At 69.6% G+C, this 18,916-nt stretch carries 10 protein-coding genes; 3 read left to right on the top strand and 7 right to left on the bottom strand.

The window, feature by feature from the left end; genetic code table 11:
• The first annotated feature begins 86 nt into the window (after window positions 1-86).
• Window positions 87-1,007 carry an endonuclease/exonuclease/phosphatase family protein gene (locus FM105_RS04940; RefSeq protein WP_087005716.1) on the top strand — a complete coding sequence of 307 codons (921 nt, stop codon included), beginning with the start codon at window positions 87-89 and terminating at the stop codon, window positions 1,005-1,007.
• A 108-nt stretch (window positions 1,008-1,115) separates the two neighbouring features.
• Here FM105_RS04940 and FM105_RS04935 read toward each other — a convergent pair whose 3' ends face one another.
• The 3 genes from FM105_RS04935 to FM105_RS04925 form a co-directional block, all read right to left on the bottom strand.
• Window positions 1,116-2,309: a MarP family serine protease gene (locus FM105_RS04935; RefSeq protein WP_087005713.1), complete on the bottom strand. Its 1,194-nt coding sequence runs from the start codon at window positions 2,307-2,309 to the stop codon at window positions 1,116-1,118.
• Window positions 2,306-3,571, bottom strand: coding sequence for a PrsW family intramembrane metalloprotease (locus tag FM105_RS04930; protein WP_179207072.1), 1,266 nt, complete (start codon window positions 3,569-3,571; stop codon window positions 2,306-2,308). Before FM105_RS04930 ends, FM105_RS04935 begins: the two co-directional genes overlap by 4 nt.
• 641 nt (window positions 3,572-4,212) lie before the next feature.
• The gene (locus tag FM105_RS04925) at window positions 4,213-5,688 is read right to left on the bottom strand and encodes a malate:quinone oxidoreductase (RefSeq protein WP_087005707.1); all 1,476 of its coding nucleotides are present in this window, start codon (window positions 5,686-5,688) and stop codon (window positions 4,213-4,215) included.
• Window positions 5,689-5,983: 295 nt separating this feature from the next.
• Here FM105_RS04925 and FM105_RS04920 point away from each other — a divergent pair, with 295 nt between their 5' ends.
• Complete coding sequence (locus FM105_RS04920; protein WP_143275824.1) at window positions 5,984-7,570, top strand: hypothetical protein; 1,587 nt, start codon at window positions 5,984-5,986, stop codon at window positions 7,568-7,570.
• 79 nt (window positions 7,571-7,649) lie between these two features.
• Here FM105_RS04920 and FM105_RS04915 read toward each other — a convergent pair whose 3' ends face one another.
• The 3 genes from FM105_RS04915 to FM105_RS04905 all read right to left on the bottom strand — a co-directional run bounded on the left by FM105_RS04915 (window position 7,650) and on the right by FM105_RS04905 (window position 11,839).
• Window positions 7,650-8,105, bottom strand: a complete 456-nt coding sequence (locus FM105_RS04915) for an SRPBCC family protein (protein WP_087005701.1) — start codon at window positions 8,103-8,105, stop codon at window positions 7,650-7,652.
• A 119-nt stretch (window positions 8,106-8,224) separates the two neighbouring features.
• Window positions 8,225-10,294 carry an acetoacetate--CoA ligase gene (locus FM105_RS04910; RefSeq protein ID WP_087005697.1) on the bottom strand — a complete coding sequence of 690 codons (2,070 nt, stop codon included), beginning with the start codon at window positions 10,292-10,294 and terminating at the stop codon, window positions 8,225-8,227.
• Window positions 10,295-10,486: 192 nt separating this feature from the next.
• Window positions 10,487-11,839, bottom strand: a complete 1,353-nt coding sequence (locus FM105_RS04905; protein ID WP_087005694.1) for a GntR family transcriptional regulator — start codon at window positions 11,837-11,839, stop codon at window positions 10,487-10,489.
• 149 nt (window positions 11,840-11,988) lie between these two features.
• Here FM105_RS04905 and FM105_RS04900 point away from each other — a divergent pair, with 149 nt between their 5' ends.
• The gene (locus tag FM105_RS04900; RefSeq protein WP_087005691.1) at window positions 11,989-15,711 is read left to right on the top strand and encodes a proline dehydrogenase family protein; all 3,723 of its coding nucleotides are present in this window, start codon (window positions 11,989-11,991) and stop codon (window positions 15,709-15,711) included.
• Window positions 15,712-15,714: 3 nt separating this feature from the next.
• Here the strand turns inward: FM105_RS04900 and FM105_RS04895 are convergent, their stop codons facing one another.
• Window positions 15,715-18,678 (bottom strand): hypothetical protein, encoded by a 2,964-nt coding sequence (locus FM105_RS04895; protein WP_256970236.1) that lies wholly within the window; start codon window positions 18,676-18,678, stop codon window positions 15,715-15,717.
• Between the last annotated feature and the right edge of the window lie 238 nt (window positions 18,679-18,916).

Genomic DNA, 18,916 nt, shown 5'->3' with positions numbered 1-18,916 from the left:
GTCGCGGCTGACCGGTAGAGAGCCCGTACGGCCAGCAGGCATCGAGCGCCCAGCATCACTCCAGAATCGCGACATAGAATCTCCGGGTGACTTCGCCGCGCCGTTCCCCCTACAGAGGGGTACTCATCCTTGCGAGCGGGATCGTCCTGGCAGCCATGCTCGCCATGCACAGTCTTGTGCCGACGACCCGTGGGCTCGCCCTCATCGTCGACAGCATGCTGCCGTGGTCGTGGGTGCTGATCGCATTCCTGCTCCTCATCGCCCTCTTCCGACTCTCACTGCTGTCGATCGCCGGAGTCCTGATCCCCGTCGTCGTGTGGGCGTCGATGTTCTGGCCGTTCCTCCGCCCCTCGAGCGATCCGGTCGACCCGGACTTCACGATCGCGACGCAAAACGTGGGAGCCCGCCTTCCCGAACCGTCCGCGACCGCGCTCAACATCATCGAGCAGGATCCGGAGATCGTCACGATCCAGGAGATCGAGTCGGTGTCCGGGCAGATCATCCAGGACCAGATGGACTCCCACTACGCCCACTCGCAGGTCGAGGGATCCGTCGGCGTCTGGTCGGACTGGCCGATGAGCGAGGCTGAGGAGGTCGACCTCGGCCTCTCGTGGACCCGCGCGTTCGCGACCACCATCAGCACCGACCAGGGTGACGTCCGCTTCTACGCCGTGCACCTGCCGTCCGTGCGGCCCGGTCAGGAAGCACTGCGCAACGCGGCGCTCACGACGATGGCAGACCGCGTCGAGAACGACTCGGCGGAGCGCGTGATCGTCGCCGGCGACTTCAATGCGTCGTCCACGGACCGGTACTTCTCCGAGCTCACCGACGATCTCACCGATTCCCGCAAGGCCACGGGCGGCGGTTTCGGCTTCACCTGGCCGTCGAAGTTCCCCCTCACGCGGCTGGACCACTCCCTGAGCCGAGGCCTCGAACCGGTCGGCGACGAGGTCCAGGACCGCGGGACGAGCGATCACCGGGCCCTTCTCGTCTCCTACGACTTCTGAGCGCGCAGCACGGCTCCGAGACGACTCGCCGGTGCCGGCTCAGCGCCACTGGTGCCACAGCACTGCTCACGCCACAGCACCGCCGACTCATTGCGTGGTGCAGCCGCCTCACTGCGTCGTGCAGCCGCCCACCGGCACGCGCTCCTCAGCGCTGCGGCCCTCGGCAAGCGCCTCTTCCATCTCTGAGAGCGTGAGCGCGTACCCGGTCTCCGGATCCTCCCCCGATCGTGCGAAGACCATGCCGACGGCCCTGCCTTCGTCATCGAGAAGCGGACCCCCCGAGTTCCCCGAGCGGACGACCGCACGCAGCGCATACACGTCGCGCAGGACCGTGTCCTCGTCGTAGATGTCGAGGCCCTGCGCAGTCACTGCTTCACGCACGCGCGCCGGTGAGATCGTGTACGGCCCGTTCTCCGGATACCCGACGACCACCGCGTCGTCGTCGGCGGCGAGCGGGTCTCCCAGCTCCAGCGGCTGCGCGTCCAGTCCCGGGACCCTCAGGACAGCGATGTCGCGCGCGGCATCCAGCACGACGAGTTCGGCCTTGTACGGCTGTCCGGCACCGCCCACCTGGACGATCCGCCCGGTCGACCCCGACACCACGTGCGCATTGGTCATGACCAGGTCATCGTCGAAGACCCAACCGGACCCGGACTGCAGCGCAGGGCACTGCGACGCCGTCGTCGTCACCCGCACTGTCCGGTCCTCCATCTCCCGCCCCACGTCGATCATGGCCGGGTCAGGTTCTCCCACGGACCGGATGCGCTCCGATTCCCCAGCGAACACCTGGGGGAACCCATTCGTGGCGAGTGCCTGCGAGATGGCGCCGACGGCCTCGGCGGATGTGACGGGAGCGATCCGGTCCAGGAGGGACACGATGTGCGATTCCGCCACGGCCTCGTTCGCGGCCACCAGCGGCGTCGTGCGCACCCAACCGGCGACCAGCCACACGATGAGGAAGAACGCGACAGCCCCCGTGAGCGCACCGCCCACAGCATCGACGACGCGGCCCAGGCCATCCCCCAGCGCGGTCTTGAGAGTCGCCCCGGTCCACCCCCCGCCGCAGGCGAAGGCGATCCCGAGGATCAGCGGCAGCAGCGTCGCCAGTCCTGAGGCCCCGGCCTCGGACGCGATCCCCTGCTCGACCGCGAGATCCGCGAGCGGCGGACCGGCCAGACGCCCGATGACAGCACCCACGACGAAGCCGACCAGCGTGCTCGCCCCGGCGACGAGACCCTGAGACCACCCCGCCGCCCCCGCGAGGACGGCGAAGACGATCAGGGCGACGTCGAATGCGGTCATTGTGCGGGCAGCCCCATCGCCCTCATCATCGACCTGCGCTCGGCGACGAGGCGGTTGAGGAGGAAGACCTCGTACTCCTTCTCCGCGGGACCACCCACCCCGGCTTCGACCCTGTCACGGACGGAGGGGAGGCTCGCGGCGACGCGGATCATCGCCTTCATGTGGCCGCGTGCCGGGCCCTGCGCCCATCGGCGACCTGCACGGCGGCCGCTCCACGTGCCGAGCATCCTGGCCTCCTCTTCGGTGAGCCAGCCGGCGCCGGCGTAGCGCATGAGCGACTCGCGGGCGGTCTTCGTCTCCCGGTACCAGAGGAAGAACGCGGTCGACCACCAGAGCACGGCGATGATGAGCGACATCGCCAGCATGACGATCAGGCTCATGACTCCCGACAGGGGCAGGCTCGCCGCGCCGTTCCAGGCCGCGTGGAGGAGCATGCCGGCGATGAGCCCCGGGACCCACATGAGGAGAGCCATCCACCACTTGCCGCGGCGAGCGGCGAAGCCGATGCTGAGTCCCGCGAGCGCCGTGAAGCTCGAGTGGAGCAGCGGGCTCATCACGCAGCGGACGAAGAAGAGGGCGATGAGGCCGCCGGCCTGGGCGTCTGCGTATGCGCTGTTGAGGTAGAGCAGGTTCTCCGTGAAGGCGAAGCCCGCACCGATGAGCGAGCCGTACATGAAGCCGTCCAGCGGGCCTTCGAAGAACTTCCGAGCGGCGAGGACGATCACGACGAGGAACACCGTCTTGGCGGTCTCCTCGAAGACCGGTGCCATCACGACCGCGCTGATGACCGGGCTCGAGGTGTCGATCCCGGTCAGTGCGAATGCGGCGACGCCGAAGATCAGCTGTCCCACGAGGGTGATGACCACAGACGCGACCGCGCCCCAGAGGACGCACGAGGCCATGAGGAGGAACGGCTGCGGCTTCCATCTGTCGAGCAGGAGCACGGTGCCGATGATCGCCACGAGCGGGATCCCGGACAGCAGGAGGATGACGAATCCGACGCCGCTGAAGGCGATCGACTGGAAGAGGATGATGAAGAAGAGCGCGATGCCCAGCGCCGCGGTGAGCAGGATCCCCGCGATCAGGAGGATGATGTTCCGCGTCTTGTGGGGGTTCACATCATTCGAACGCACCGTGAACTGCGTGGTCCACGAGGCGTTGGCGGGTCCCCCGGGGTGCTGCTGGATCACATGCGGCTGCGCATGGGGGTGACCAGGCGCCATAGCAGAGCCGAACTGCGGACCACCCATCTGCTGCCGCATGGCAGGTTGCTGCACAACGGGTTGCTGCACAGGAGGTCGCTGCTGGTAGCCGGGTTGCATCGGCGCGTGCTGCATCGGCGCGTGCTGGGCCGCGGGTCGCTGCTGCACCGGGGGCTGCTGGGCGGGAGGCTGGAACCGTGCCTGCTGAGGGTGCGGGCCGGGGCCCGGCTGAGCAGGGTGGCCCGGCTGACCAGGCTGGACGGGCTGACCATGCTGGACAGGCCCGGGAGCACCTGGACCTGGCTGGCCCGGCCCCTGCTGCATGGCGGGATGCTGTTGGCCGGGAACATGCTGCGCAGAGCCCGGCTGACCCGGACCCGGCTGCGAGCCGTGCTGCTGGTTCACCTGCTGCACGGGAGGCGGCTGCACGACAGGCTGCCGGGGAGCTCCCCCGGCACCCGGAGGCGGTCCCTGTTCGCTCCCCGGCTGCTGCGTGCGGGGGTCGTTCCACCCGTTCGTCATCCTCTGTCCTTCGGGCCGTCTCGCCACCCGACGAACGCTCGCCGGGCTCTGGTCAGTCGCAAGTCTACGGTCGCCGCCTGACACGGCGCTCCGCACCACGTGCCGGTTCAGCAACGTCGAGGCCCCGCCGTCCTGTCGGACGACGGGGCCTCGGGCGGGTGAGCGCGACCTCCAGCTGATCAGCCGATCTGCAGAGTGCCCGCCGAGTAGTCGGAGATCTCCTTGAGGAGCGATTCGTCCTCGTGCAGCTGGCGACCGAGCGACGGGACCATGTCCTTGAGGCGGGGCTCCCAGCTCGCGTACTGCTGCGGGAAGCAGCGCTCGAGCAGGCCCAGCATGATCGACGTGACGGTCGAGGCACCCGGCGAGGCGCCCAGCAGCGCGGCGATCGAGCCGTCGGCTGCGGAGACGACCTCCGTGCCGAAGCCCAGGACACCGCCCTTCTGCGGATCGCGCTTCATGACCTGCACTCGCTGTCCGGCGGTGATGAGGTCCCACTTCTCCGGATCGACCTCGGGAGTGAACTCCTCGAGCGCCTGGAAGCGTCCCTTCTTCGACTCCGCCAGCTGGCTCATGAGGTAGGTGACGAGGTCGAAGTTGTCCTTCGCCACATTGAGCATGACCGGGAGGTTGTTCCCGCGCACGGAGGTCGGGAGGTCAAGGAGGCTTCCGCCCTTGAGGAACTTGGGCGAGAAGCCGGCGTAGGGGCCGAACAGCAGGTAGCTCTTGCCGTCGATGACGCGGGTGTCCAGGTGGGGCACCGACATCGGCGGAGCACCCGTCGCGGCCTGGCCGTACACCTTCGCGTGGTGGCGGTCCACCAGCTCCGGATCGGAGGTGCGGAGGAAGAGTCCGGACACGGGGAAGCCGCCGTAGCCGCGACCTTCCGCGATGCCGGACTTCTGGAGGAGGTGGAGCGCTCCGCCACCGGCACCGACGAACACGAACTTCGCGTTGACCTCTGTCGTCTCGCGTGCACGGTCATCGCGCACGGAGACCTTCCACCCGTCGGCTGAGCGCTCGAGGTCCGTCACGGTGTGAGCCGTGCGGATCTGCACCCCGTTGTCCTCGACGTGGCCCAGCAGCTGGCGCGTCAGCGAACCGAAGTCCACATCTGTGCCGAGGCTGACCTTCGACACACCGTTGACCTGACCGGGTCCGCGGTTGTCGAACATGAGCGGCAGCCATTCGGCCTGCTTCGCTGCGTCGTCGGTGTACTCCATGTCCGCGAAGAGCGGGTTCCTGACCATCGTCTCGTAGCGATCGCGGATGTAGTCGCGGCCCTTGTCCCCGCGTGCATACGACATGTGGGGAACGGGACTGATGAACGTCGACGGATCCGCGATGATCCCTTCCTTCACGAGGAAGGACCAGTACTGGCGCGACTGATGGAACTGCTCGTTGATCGTGACGGCCTTGGTGATGTCGATGTCACCGTTCGCGCCCCGCGGAGAGTAGTTGAGCTCGCACAGCGCCGCGTGTCCGGTGCCCGCGTTGTTCCACGCGTGGGAGCTCTCACGGGCGACGTAGTCGAGCTTCTCGTAGACGCGGATGTCCCAGTCGGGCTGCAGGTCGTTGAGCAGCGCACCGAGCGTTGCACTCATGATGCCGCCGCCGATCAGTACGACGTCAGCGTTGTCCGTGGGTGTGGTCATCGAAACCCTCGCCTCTTCACATGCAGGTCGGTTCTGGGGGCACGTCGCGAGCACGGGGGTGCCGCACGTACCGCAACACTCCGACTGTACTCCCGAGCGTGTTCCCGCACTGAATCGGCCCTGCGCGACGACGTCGCAGCGCTCTTCCGCCCGAACTCTTCCGCCCGACTCGAGGTCACAGCACCCGGTCGCGACGGCTCCACGGTGCGCACGTCGACTTGTGGACGACGACCGCTCTGTCCACAGCCCCGCAGCGAGTCTGTCCCCGATGGCTCCGGGCCAGTCGAATGGCGTCATGACACCACGCATGCACCTCAGTCCGACTGCCCGCACCGCCTGTGCAGCACTGCTCACCGGTCTTCTCGTCGCCTCCCCCGCCGTCGCTCCGGCTGCGGCCCACTCACCCCATCAGCTGAACAGCACATCTCACCTCGCCGGCGATTCCGACCCGCAGCTCGCCGGGTCGCAGGAGGGGACATGGATGCTCGGCCGGTCCGTCGACAGCATCCTGGGGCCGGGCCAGTGGTACACCGCTGAGGAGGGACGCACCTGGTACGGCGCGTATCGGACGTTCCCCGACGAGTTCGCCTACTGCGTGGACGCGGGTCTCAAGACACCCCACACCCGGCACTTCGACGACGACCAGGAGGGAGAGGCGATCACATCCGCCCAGTCCGCATGGGCGCTCGACGAGCACGCGCAGTCCGAATCCGGACACGTCCAGGCGGCGCTGTCCGCACTGGTCCGACTCGATGAGGACATCCCCCACCGCCACCAGATCCCACCGGGCCACCCGTCCGACCTGGGCGCCGATTTCGCGGACACCGCCGCGGAGTTCGCAGCGATCGAGGAGGATGCAGAGCTGTTCGCAGGGCCCTACACCCTGTCCGTGGACATCCGCGTGCGCACGTTCCGAGCCCTCGACCGGCAGGCCGATCCGCCACTGCACGATGAGGCGATGGGGTCTGAGGCGGGCAGCGCGACGAAGGTCGCTGCCGACGAGGCCGATGCGCCGTCCACTGACGACGCGAGCCCGCTGACGTCCGAATTCCCGGTGGAGGCCGTCGTGTCGCTCACCAGCGCATCGGGTGAGCCGATGACCGGCCACCGCGTGGACGTGAGCGCAACCGGCGCACGCACCGCTGTGGACAGCGTCGTCACAGCCGAGCAGCCGACGGTCGTCGCCCTCACCGACCTCGACGCGGACAGCGTCACCGTCGACGCGTCGGCGGGTGACCTGCCGGCGACGACGGTCGAACTGCACCGCCCCCGAGGCCTCGGCTCCGACCGCGTGCAGGCCGTCGTCACAGCCGGGGAACCGACGAGCGCCACCGCTCAGGCGGTCTACGACCGCCCGCCGCAGCCCGAGGAGACGGAGCCGCCCCGCGTCGAGGTCCCGAAGCCTCGGCCGACGACGCTGCCCACACCCTCGCCGACACCGGAGCCGCCCGCCCCCACCAGCGAGCCCGAACCCTCGGAGGAACCTGCTGAAGAGCCCTCCGAAGAACCATCGGATGAGCCGTCCGAGGAGCCCGAGGAGCCTCCGACCACCGCACCGCCGGCACCGACCGAGGCCCCGGAGACACCCCCGGCACCAGACGCACCAGAGACCCCCGACGCACCCGAATCGCCGGACGGCACACCCGACGCGACAGAGGTCCCCGACGAGACCACGGCTCCCGGAACTCCCGATGCGACTGAGGCTCCCCCACAGACGGAGACCCCGGTTACGCCGCATGATGCACCGCGTGACACAGCCGAGGACGAGCCCGTCCCCACGTCGCTGCCCCGCACCGGCGCGGACTCCGTGATGGCGCTCGGGCTGGCGATCACGCTGATCGCCGTCGGGGTCGCCGCACTCACCTTCACACGACGCGGCTGACACAGGAGGCCGATACAGAAGGCTGACACACGCAGCGCCCCGGACTCATCGTCCGGGGCGCTGCGCGGTCACCGTCGTCTCACGGTCCGGCGGTTGCGCCGAGCTTCTTGAGCGAGGCCTCCAGGTCATCGTGGGAGATCACTGGCATTCCCAGTTTCTGCGCCAGCTTCGGATCCATCGCCGACCAGTCGTAGGAGAGAGTCACCTCCGTCGTCGAGGAGTCCGTCGCGTTCAGCTCCCACACCCACTGCCAGCCCGGCGGCTCTTCGCCCGCCGGAGCGGTCTTCCACGCGATGAGCTTGTTCTGGTCGAAGCCGATCACGTGGTTGTCGGTCTGGTAGTCGCCCATCGCCTCCGTGGACATATTCATGCGGAAGACGTCGCCGACGGCCTGGACCCGATCGGTGTGGTCATCGGAGACGACCGTTCCCGAACCGTCGATCTCGTGATGGCGCTCCGGGTTGGACAGGACGTCGAAGATCGCATCCGGGGTCGCATCCAGTATCCGGGTGACGGCGATCGATGTGTCTGACATGGCACTCTCCTTCTGCAGGTGGTGGCGTTGTCCCCGACGCTACACATGACAAGCCTTCCTGTTAAGTGGCGCGCCCCTCCACCTGCAGCCATCGAGTCACCACACCCGCAGCCATCGAGTCATCCCCGATTCGTGGCGAAGTCGATGTACCAGTCGAGCACGACCGTGTCCGCGGCGGCATCCCGGTTCACAGACTGCGGATCGCCGCCCTGGAGCAGACGCTTGATGGGGATCTCCAGCAGCTTCCCGGTGCGGGTGGTCGGCACCCCCGGTGCCGCGATGATCTCGTCCGGGACGTACCGCGGCGAGAGCTGCTCCCGGATGGCCGTGACGATCCGCTCCTGCAGTCCGTCATCCACCGCCAGTCCGTCATCCACCGCGCCACCACTGCTCGGCACGACGAAGAGCGGCATGTAGTACTCGCCGCCCGGCAGCTCCGCCCCGATGACCATGGAGGCGGCGACTCCGTCGACCCGATCGACGATCTGCGTGATGTCGGCAGAGCCCATGCGGATCCCACCGCGGTTGATCGTCGAATCGGACCGACCGTGGATGACGTAGCTCTCGTCCTCGTGCCGCGTCACCCAGTCCCCGTGGCGCCACGCTCCGGGGAAGGCGTCGAAGTACGCCTCGCGGTACCGGGAGCCGTCCGTGTCATTCCAGAACCCCACGGGCATCGACGGCATCGGGGCGGTGACGACGAACTCGCCCAGCTCCCCCGTCACCGACTCGCCGCTGGTGTTCCACGAATCCGCCGCCACGCCCAGGTACGGCCCCTGCAGCCGGCCGCGGACCACGGGCGCAGTCGGGTTCGATCCGATGAAGCCGCTCGCGATGTCCGTGCCCCCGGAATCCGAACCCAGCTTCACCGTCTCGCTCATGTGCTCGTACACCCAGTCCCACGTGGGGTCCGGCAGCGGTGAGCCGGTCGACAGGATCGACTTCAGCCCGGAGAGGTCGTAGTCCGCCTTGGGCGAGTACCCCAGCCGCTGAGCGGTCGACAGGACCGCGGCACCGGTCCCGAAGTGCGTGACGTTCTCCGACGCGAGGAGGTCGAACTGCCGGTGCGGTCCACCCGCGAACGGCGCTCCGTCGTACGTGACGATCGTGACGCCGCGGCTCAGCGCGTTGACGATGAGGTTCCAGACCACCCAGGTCGTGGCCACGGCCGAGTACTGGATGTCGCCCGGGCGCGCGTCGTACTGGAGGATGTTCGCGCGATTCGCCTCGACCACGACTCCGCCGTGTCCGTGGACGATGCCCTTGGGCTTGCCCGTCGTGCCCGAGGAGTAGAGGACCCACAGGGGGTGGGAGAACTCGACCCGCTCGAACTCCGGCTCCTGCGGCGAGGCGACGATGGTGGAGTACAGCGCCGACGGCACGCGCAGCTCTTCCAGGAGCCCGTGCTGAGCGCTCGCATCCTCCGCCGGGCCGTCCCCAGCCGGCACCTGCTCAGCGGACTCCTGCTCCGCAGACTCCTGCTCGACAGGCGCCTGGTCGATCAGCACGTGGTGGGTGACGGTCGGGAGCACGTCGAGCAGCTCGTCCACGCTCGGGAGCAGGTCGATGGTCTTGCCGTTGAAGAGGACGGAATCCGCGGTGACGAGCACCGTCGGCTCGATCTGCGCGAACCTCTCCGCCACGCCCTGCTGCCCGAAGTCGGTGTTGACGACCGACCAGACCGCACCGACCGTGGCCGTCGCGAGCAGCGCGACGACTGTCTGGGGCAGGTTCGGCAGGACTGCACAGACCGTGTCCCCCGGTCCGACGCCCCAGTCCCGCAGGCGGGCGGCGAACGCACCGACCTGTCCGCGCACCTCGTTCCACGTGAGCACCTCGCGGCGGTCGTCCTCGTGGCGGCCGATGATCGCCGGCTCGTCGCCCCGTTCGTGGGACCACCGCAGCAGGTTCTCCGCGTAGTTGATGCGGGCGCCGGGGAACCAGCGGACATCAGGCATGGTGTCGCCGTCGCGCACCGATCCGTCTCCGCGGTCCCACACGACGCCGGCGTACTCGATGATCTCCTCCCAGAAGACGTCGAGCCGATCGATCGTCCACCGCCAGAACTCTGCGTAGTCGCCCTGGGGCGCGTCGTGGCGCTCCCCCATGAGCCTCTGGAACTCCCGCATCTGCGAGGCTTCGACGGTCGCGGGATCGGGGCGCCACAGCACTGTGGGGGATTCGGGCATCAGGACCTGCTTCCTTGCTCGGGTCTGCGCGCCGGAGGACGGGGCCGCGACGCGCGTGAAGTGTATTCCGCATCACATCCTAGGTGCCGCGCGCGCACCTCTCACACCGAGGGGAGCGTCGCCTCACACCAGGGGGAGCAAGCGCCTCACACCGAGGGGAACAGACGCCCCACAGAGCGGTGAACCGACTACTCACAGCGCGGTGAGCAGGCGCCACAGCCCAACGTCGAACGCCGCGTGACGCGCGCGTCCGTGCATGTGGCGGACGGCCGCATCGGTCTTCCGATGCCACGCCCGCACCGCCCCGTCCGGGTCCCCCGCCACCAGCGCCGCGAGGATCCGCCTGTCGTCCGCCAGGATGCTGTGCGCCGTGCGCGCGTAGTCCATGCGCAGGACTGCGATGAGCATGCGCACGCGCACCGTCGAGGATTCGAAGAGCCTCACCGTCTGCTCGAGGCCCGAGGCCCGGGCCACCTCCTGCTGGAACCGCAGGTCCGCGTCGCCCACGTTGGCGCCGGTGGCCGCCCCCTCCGCGATGGCGTCGAGCACGCGCCGCGCCCGGAGCAGATGGCGGCGGGGCCGCGACGAGGCCGCGCGGAGCAGCACGTCGCCCAGGAGCATGCGTGCGGCGTAGAGCTCGATGACGTCGTTCGCGGATGCCAGGGGGATCCGCACGTCCCCACGACTGCCGTCCAGCAGTTCGTCGTCGACCATCCTCCGGAGCACGTCGGCGGCCACGGATCGGGGGACATCCAGCAGGCGTGCGGCGTAGGCGCCGGTCAGAGGGTCCCCTGGGCGCAGGTCGGAGGCGATGATCGCGTCGCGCAGTCGCACCGCGAGCATCTCCGTCACAGACACCCCTGCACGGGGCATCCAGGCACCCAGATCCCTCCGTGAGTCAGAAGTCCGCCGGACCTCGGAAGTCTCCTCGCCGTCCCGCGTCGGATCCAGCACCCCACCCCGGTCGGCCGCCTCAGCAGCGTCCGGCAGCGGCCTCCACGACACCCAGCGACCCGCATCGCCCGATCCCACCGCGTCCGCCAGAGCCGCGAGTGCACCCAGCGGCACCTCGACCGCATCCACGAGGTCCTCCCCCAGCCCAGGCGGCTCAGAGACGCCGAGCACGTGGAGCGCCGCACGGAAGGCTGCGCGCCGACGCCTGTGCACACGCGGACCGGACGAGGAGACGGCCTGCTCCGCTCCTGGGTCGATGTCGAAGGTCGTCCTGCACGCATGGCCGTCGACCTCGACGGCGGTGAGGATGAGGCGGCGGCCCGCCGACGCACGAGCGGGCGAACCCGCGGACCGCGGTCCGGCAGTCGCGGATGCCCCGTTCCCGGCCTCGGCCGCGCCGTCCGCCAACCGCCGCACCGCACGGGACACGATCGTCTGGCTCAACCCGATGCGCTCCGCCAGCGACCTCGTCGACCAGGCGGGACCATCCACGGACTCACCCGCCCCGGCCAGCATCCGTGCCACTGCAGTGTCCGCGGTCTCCTGGATCCGGGGCCGACCGCGCGCCGCCCCCACCGCATCCGTCGCCATGCGATCAATTATGACTCATTCACGGCAGGTCGCGCCCGCGCACCGTGACCGACGCACGGCATCGCGCCCACACTGGAGTCACACGCGGACCGCGGCTCAGCGCGGATCCGGCTCGGACAGCTGACGAGGACGCAGCAGAGGAGAGCACCATGCAGACACGCACCCCCACCACACGGCCCACGACCGGCTCCGACACTGCCGGCCCCGCAGTCACCAGTGCCACTGTCACCAGCGCCGCGACCACCAGCACCCCAGTCACCAGTTCCGCGACCACCGACGCAGACCGCTCGCCGACCGCCCGGATCGCGGAGCTGACCGAGATCGCCGATCGCGCCGTCGACACCTCGCGCCGCTGGCTGCGCGTCGCCTCCGGCCTGCAGGTCAAGGACCCGGGCGCGGACCGGCTCGCCGCGGTCCTCGGCGACGAGGGGGGCGTCGACTTCACCGTGGGATTCGTCGACCGGGTGATCCGCACGGAGGACCCTCACGCCGCAGGTGCCGCGCTCGTCGACATCGCGGAGGACGCACCCGCGTCCCTCCCCGCACTGGACCGCGCGCAGATCCGCGCGGGCGCGGCACTCGCCCCCGTCATCCCCCAGGTCGTCGTGCCCGCCGCCCGGGCGCGGATGCGCCAGATGCTCAGCCACATGATCGTCGACGCCCGGCCGGGTCCGTTCGGCAGAGCGGTCGGTACCCTGCGCGCCGACGGATCCAAGCTCAACGTCAACCTGCTGGGCGAGGCGGTGCTCGGCGAGGCCGAGGCTCAGCACCACACCGACGAGGTCCAGCGCCTCCTCCACCGCGACGACGTCGACTACGTGTCCGTGAAGGTGTCGTCGATCGCGTCCCAGATCGACCTGTGGGCATTCGAGGAGTCCACGGACATGGTGTGCGAGCGCCTGCGCCCGCTGCTGCGCTTCGCCGCCTCCCAGCCCGCCGGCACCGCCTTCGTCAACCTCGACATGGAGGAGTACCAGGACCTCGAGCTCACGATCGCGGTCTTCACCCGCCTGCTGAGCGAGCCGGAGCTGCTCCACTACGAGGCCGGCATCGTCATCCAGGCGTACCTGCCGGACGCGCTGGATGCCGTCCAGCGGCTCTCCGCCTTCGCCGCCGAGCGCGTCGCCCGCGGCGGTGCGGGCATCAAGATCCGCCTCGTCAAGGGCGCGAACCTGCCGATGGAACAGGTGCACGGCGAGCTCGCGGGATGGCCCGTGACGGTGTGCCCGTCGAAGGAGGACACCGACGCGAACTACAAGCGGGTCCTCGACTGGGTCCTGCGGCGCGAGCACCTGGACGGCCTGCGCATGGGCGTGGCCAGCCACAACATCTTCGACATCGCCTTCGCCCACGAACTCACGCGTGCCCGCGGCGTGGACGACGCCGTCGAATTCGAGATGCTCCAGGGCATGGCGCGTGCGGAGGCCGCCGCGATCGGACGCGACGTGGGCGACATCCGCCTCTACGTGCCCGCCGTCCACCCGGACCACTTCGACGCGGCTGTGTCGTACCTGGTCAGGCGCCTGGACGAGAACTCGTCCCCGGAGAACTTCATGTCCGGGATCACGGAGCTGCGCAACGGCAACCACATCTTCCGGCGGGAGGAGGACCGGTTCCGCACGGCGATCGGCATCCTCACCGACACGATCGCCACGGACGACGACGCACCTCCCCGCAGGCGTCGCACACAGGACCGCGCGCAGGAAGCCGCCGCCGAGGCCGCTCGCACCTCCTCCACCACCGGCACCGCCCAGCCGGGCGGCTCCCCCACCACCGGCACCGCCCAGCCGGGCGGCTCCCCCGCCGCCGGCACCGTCCAGCCGGGCGACGGCCAGTCCTCCTCGGCCGGGGCCTCGGCGGCGGTCCTTCCGGTCCTGCCGGACGTGTTCCGGAACGAGCCGGACACGGATCCGGCCCTGCCCGCGAACCGTGCGTGGTGGACCGACCACCGCGACGGAGCCACGCGCTCCTCCCCCGCGGCCATCTCCCTGCCGAACGCAGACGCGGTCGACGAGGTCGTCGCACGCGCCCGCACCGCATCCACCGCGTGGCAGGAGGCCGGCGCCCAGCACCGCGGACGCGTCCTGCTGCGGGCGGCGGACATCATGGGGGCGCGCCGCGGCGACTTCCTCGCGGTCATGGCCGACGAGGTCGGCAAGACACCCGACCAGTCCGACCCGGAGGTCTCCGAGGCGATCGACTTCCTCCGCTACTACGCGCTGCGCGCACAGGAGCTCGAGCAGATCGACGGTGCCCGGTTCGCGCCGGACCGCGTCGTCGTGATCACTCCGCCGTGGAACTTCCCCGTCGCGATCCCCACCGGATCGACGGTCGCGGCACTGGCCGTCGGAGCGTCGGCGATCCACAAGCCGTCCTCTCCCACGCCGCGCTGCTCCGCGCTCATCATCGAGTGCCTGCACGATGCGGGTGTGCCCGCGGACGTCCTGCAGCTGGTCCGGCCCACGGAGGGTGGAGTGGGCAGGGCCCTCGTCTCCCATCCCGACGTCGACCGGGTCATCCTCACCGGCGCGTCCGAGACCGCGATGCTCTTCAAGTCGTTCCGCGCCGATCTGCCGATCGCGGCGGAGACGTCCGGCAAGAACGCGCTCGTCATCACTCCGTCCGCGGACCGCGATCTGGCCGTCGCAGACCTCGTGGCCTCGGCCTTCGGCCACGCGGGGCAGAAGTGCTCGGCAGCCTCATTGGGAATCCTCGTCGGGTCCGTCGCGGATTCCCGCAGGTTCCGGGACCAGCTGATCGATGCCGCCTCCTCGCTGATCGTCGGCTGGCCAGCGTCCGGGCCTCAGGGCGCGGACCGCACGCAGGAGCACGCGGCGAGCATGGGGCCGCTCACGATCGAGCCGGAGGACAAGCTGCTCCGCGCGCTCACCACGCTGGAACCGGGCGAGGAGTGGCTGCTGGAGCCCCAGCGCCTCGATGACACGGGCCGCCTGTGGTCGCCGGGCATCAAGACGGGGGTGGCACCGGGGTCGCACTTCCACCTCACCGAGGTGTTCGGGCCCGTGCTCGGCCTCATGCGGGCGGATTCCCTGGAGGAGGCCATCGAGCTGCAGAACGCGGTCGACTTCGGGCTGACCGCCGGCATCCACTCGCTCGATGCGGACGAGGCGGCCCAGTGGCTCGACGAGGTCCAGGCGGGCAACGCCTACGTGAACCGCGGCATCACCGGCGCGATCGTCCAGCGGCAGCCGTTCGGCGGCTGGAAGAAGTCGAGCGTCGGGCTGGGTTCGAAGGCCGGCGGTCCCCGCTACCTCATGCAGTTCGGCACGTGGCACGATGCGGCGGGTGCGCCGAAGGACGCGGGAGCCTGGCTCACGGCCGCGCAGGAATCGGACCGGCGTGCGTGGGCGACGATGGGCAAGCCGACGGACCCCACGGGCCTGGAATCGGAGGCGAACATCCTCCGCCTGCTGCCCCGCCCCGTGACCGTCCGGGTGACGGACCCCGTGGCGCCCGAGGTCCTCGCACGACTGGCGCACGCCGCAGCGACCGCGGGCGCTCCCCTCGCGTGGAGCCTGTCGGAGCAGGCGGTGCACGCGGGCGCCGCGAACGTCGACGCCACCGCCGAGGCCGTCGTCGAGTCCGCGGACGCGTTCGCGGCCCGCGTGGCCGGCGGCGACGTGGATGACACGGTCGGTGCGCGAATCCGGGTGGTCGGTGAGGTGGAGGATGCGCTGCGGCAGGCCACCATCGAACGGCCGGAGGTCGCGATCCTGGAGGGTCCCGTCACCGGTTCCGGTGAGGTCGAACTGCGGCACTACGTCCACGAGCAGGCCGTCTCGATGACACTGCACCGGTTCGGCACCGCCAGCCGGTCGTTCCACGCCCTGGCCGACCGTCTGCGCGGCTGAGCGTCAGTAGAAGCCGGAGCCGTCAGGGTCGACGTTGACGACGACCTTTCCATCGACGATCTCCGCGGTGCCGCTGATGTCGAACGTCACCGTCTCGTCGAACGTCTCGGTATCGTCGAAATAGTCCGTGTAGGTGCCGGTCACAAGCGCTTCGCCCGGCGATTCGCTGGTGACCCACCACGCGGCCTGTTCGCCGTCGTAGTCCCCGAAGCCGTAGTAGTCGTCACCGGTCACTGTGACCGTCGGGTACGACTCGATGGACCAGACGATGTCGCCCAGATCGTCCATGTACGTGGATCCGTACGATGCGAACGGGCAGCCGTCCGGCTCCGCGTCCGTCTTCGCGGCGCACGTGTCGATGAGCGTCTTCACCTGAGACTCGACCTCGCTGCGGAAAGCGTCCGTCGGTTCCGCCGCGAGGACCGTGGCTTCGCCGTCGCCGTCGGCACCGGTGAAGAACACCCGGGACTGGACGGCCGCGGCTTCCACGAACTCCGACTCCTCAGCCAGGCCGACCGTGTAGAGCGCGGGGAACGCGGGAAGCTCGACGCCTCCCCCGCTGGTGGGGACATCGACGCCGTTCACCTTCACGGTGTCGAGTCCCGGTGCCCCCACGGACAGGTTGTAGAGGTCCGGGGACTCCAGCTTCCAGTCATCGAAGAACATCGCCTTCTTACCTGCCTTGCGCAGGCTCAGCGTCACGGAGTTCTTGCTTCCGCCGATGTCGTAGCTGACATCCACAGTGGCACTGCCATCGCTGACCTGGGAGTCCTCGATGGTGACGTCCTGTGGGAGCGCCTCTGCGGCACGCAGGACATCGTTCGTGAGAAGCGTGCGCTGCTCCGCGGGCACATTCACGTCGGCGACGCGGAGGGCACCGTCCGCATCGCCGTCGGACAGCTCGGAGAAGTACTTCTCCGCCACCGCCTCCGGTCCGAACATGCGGCCGTTGAGCTGGGTGACGACGATGATCCCGCCCACGAGCGCGACGACGAGTGCACCGGCGACGACCCCGATGATCGTCGCCTTCCGCTTGTCGAAGGGCTGGGCGGGGGCACCGTGCCCCGCGGGGTTCGGTCCCGGTGCGGGGTACCCCGGCGGAGGAGGGCTGTCGTAGGTGGGAGCCGTACCAGGAGCAGCGGGAGCAGCGGGAGCCTGCACGGGAGGTGCGGCCTGTGCGCGCGCTGCCATCTCCGCGGCGATGTCCGGATGGATCAGTGCGCCGCGCGGTTCATCCATGCCGAGGGTCTGCCCCCAGTACGGGTGGATCGCACGTCCGGCGAGGAACTTGGTGAGCGCGGGAAGGCTCATGACGAGGCGGGGGCCCACGGTCCGCGACAGCACCTCGATGATCACGCCCCACACGGCGAAGAGGAGGAACGACCAGGGCAGTGCACCGACCCCCGCACGGAGCCCGCCGCTGCCCCCGAACTCCTCCATCAGCTCACCGGAGCCCACCATCGTCACCCGGATCGGGAGGACGAGGAGCGACAGGAGTCCCCACAGCACGAGCAGCGCGACGGGTGCGCGCCACGCCGACGACCACTGCTGCGGATCACCGGCCGCGACGGTCCAGTGCGGACGGCGGGTCACCGTCGACACCAGGGCTGCCAGGAGCACGGACAGTACGACGACCAGGAGACCCAGCCAGAGGATCCCCGGCGTGTGCTCGCTGAAGAGCGTCACCGATGACGACACACCGTCCGTGAAATCGGCCAGTGCGCCCTCTGCCGCCACGGATACACCGCCCAGGTGGACGATCGAGGTGAGGACCGCACCCGCATTCACGAACAGGAGCGGGACGGTCTGCCACGGCATGTCCAACGAGAGCGGCAGGACGAAGAGCGCGATGACTGCGAAGACGGCGACAGCGATCGCAGTGTGGACGAGGGCCACGAGCCCGGCGGGGACCACCCAGCGCAGGAACGGGGCACCGATCGCCTCGGTGCCCTTGAAGTGCCCGGCCACTCGCGCCCAGGCAGTCGTGACGAGGACGACGAGGAGGGGCAGGAAGAAGGTCCTCGCCGTCACGGCGGAGAATTCGAGGGCGGCGGTCCCGCCCGACTCCGAGATCGACAGGCGCGCGGCGAAGATGAGCTGGAGCAGGAAGACTACGAGGGTGAAGGCCAGCGACGTGATGCCGATCCGCAGCCAGGTCGCGGCCCTGTGGGGCGACGGGAATCTCGCCTCACTGCGCTTGGTCAGCCACCACAGCAGTCCCACGGTCACGATGCTGATGAGGAGAGGGGCGCCTGCGATGTGCATCGCCCCGTCCAGCCCCACGACGCCGTCGAAGTCGGCGTTCACACGGACGACCCCTGAACCTCCGAGGGCCAGGGCCAGAAGGACGAACGGCAGGGTGTACCCGACCGACCCTCCGCTCATCCCGAACTCCTCCGTCATGGAGGACAGGTCCGCCATGGACGTCAGCAGCGCGGAGACGATGATCGAGACGACGATGCCTGTGAGCAGCGCGATGCCAGCGGGGACCAGTGCGGTCCGCCAGGTCACCCCGTGGGCCAGGACGCCCAGCGGACCCTGGGAGAAGGGTCGCTGCGCCGGCTGGGTCTGCTGGGGATAGCCGCCCACCGGCGGCTGCATGCCGGGGTGCTGCGATCCGGGATGGAAGGGCAGCCCACCGGGGTGGACGGGCGGCGGTTGCACTCCCGGGTGGGCGCTCTGCGGCCGGCTGCCGTAGGAGGAAGCTCCTGGCTGGCTGCCATAGGCACCTGCGCCCGGGTACTGATCTGGATGGCGACCGGGCTGCTGGCCCGAGTACTGACCCGACTGCTGGTTGGGCTCGTGGCCCGGAGCATGTCCCGGAGGCGGCGGTGTCGGCGGTGCACTGCCGGGGCGCGGAGGCACGGGGCCCGGGCCGGCAGTCTCTCCTGTGGCACCTCCGCCGGCTGCGGCGCCCCGCTCGTCAGGTTCGTCGCTCGGCTTCGGCTCTCCGGGAGAGGTCGTCATCGCAGTCCTTCATCACACGCACGTGCAGTGACGTGCTCGCCTCAGCACTAGGTCAAGTGCCTCATCAGCCATATACTATGGCCGAAAGCCATCCTGAATGTGGACTTTTCACAGTCGCGAAGGACTCTCGAGCGGAAGTGACGCAGACATGAGCCAGCCCCCTCCTCCCTCCGGCGGCGGCCAGTGGGGCTGGGAGGGTTCAGGTCCCTCACAGGGGCACTGGCCCACCCCTCAGACC

Source organism: Brevibacterium yomogidense (assembly GCF_900163715.1).
GTDB classification, from domain to species: domain Bacteria; phylum Actinomycetota; class Actinomycetes; order Actinomycetales; family Brevibacteriaceae; genus Brevibacterium; species Brevibacterium yomogidense_A.
This window is presented reverse-complemented; position numbering and strand designations above follow the sequence as displayed.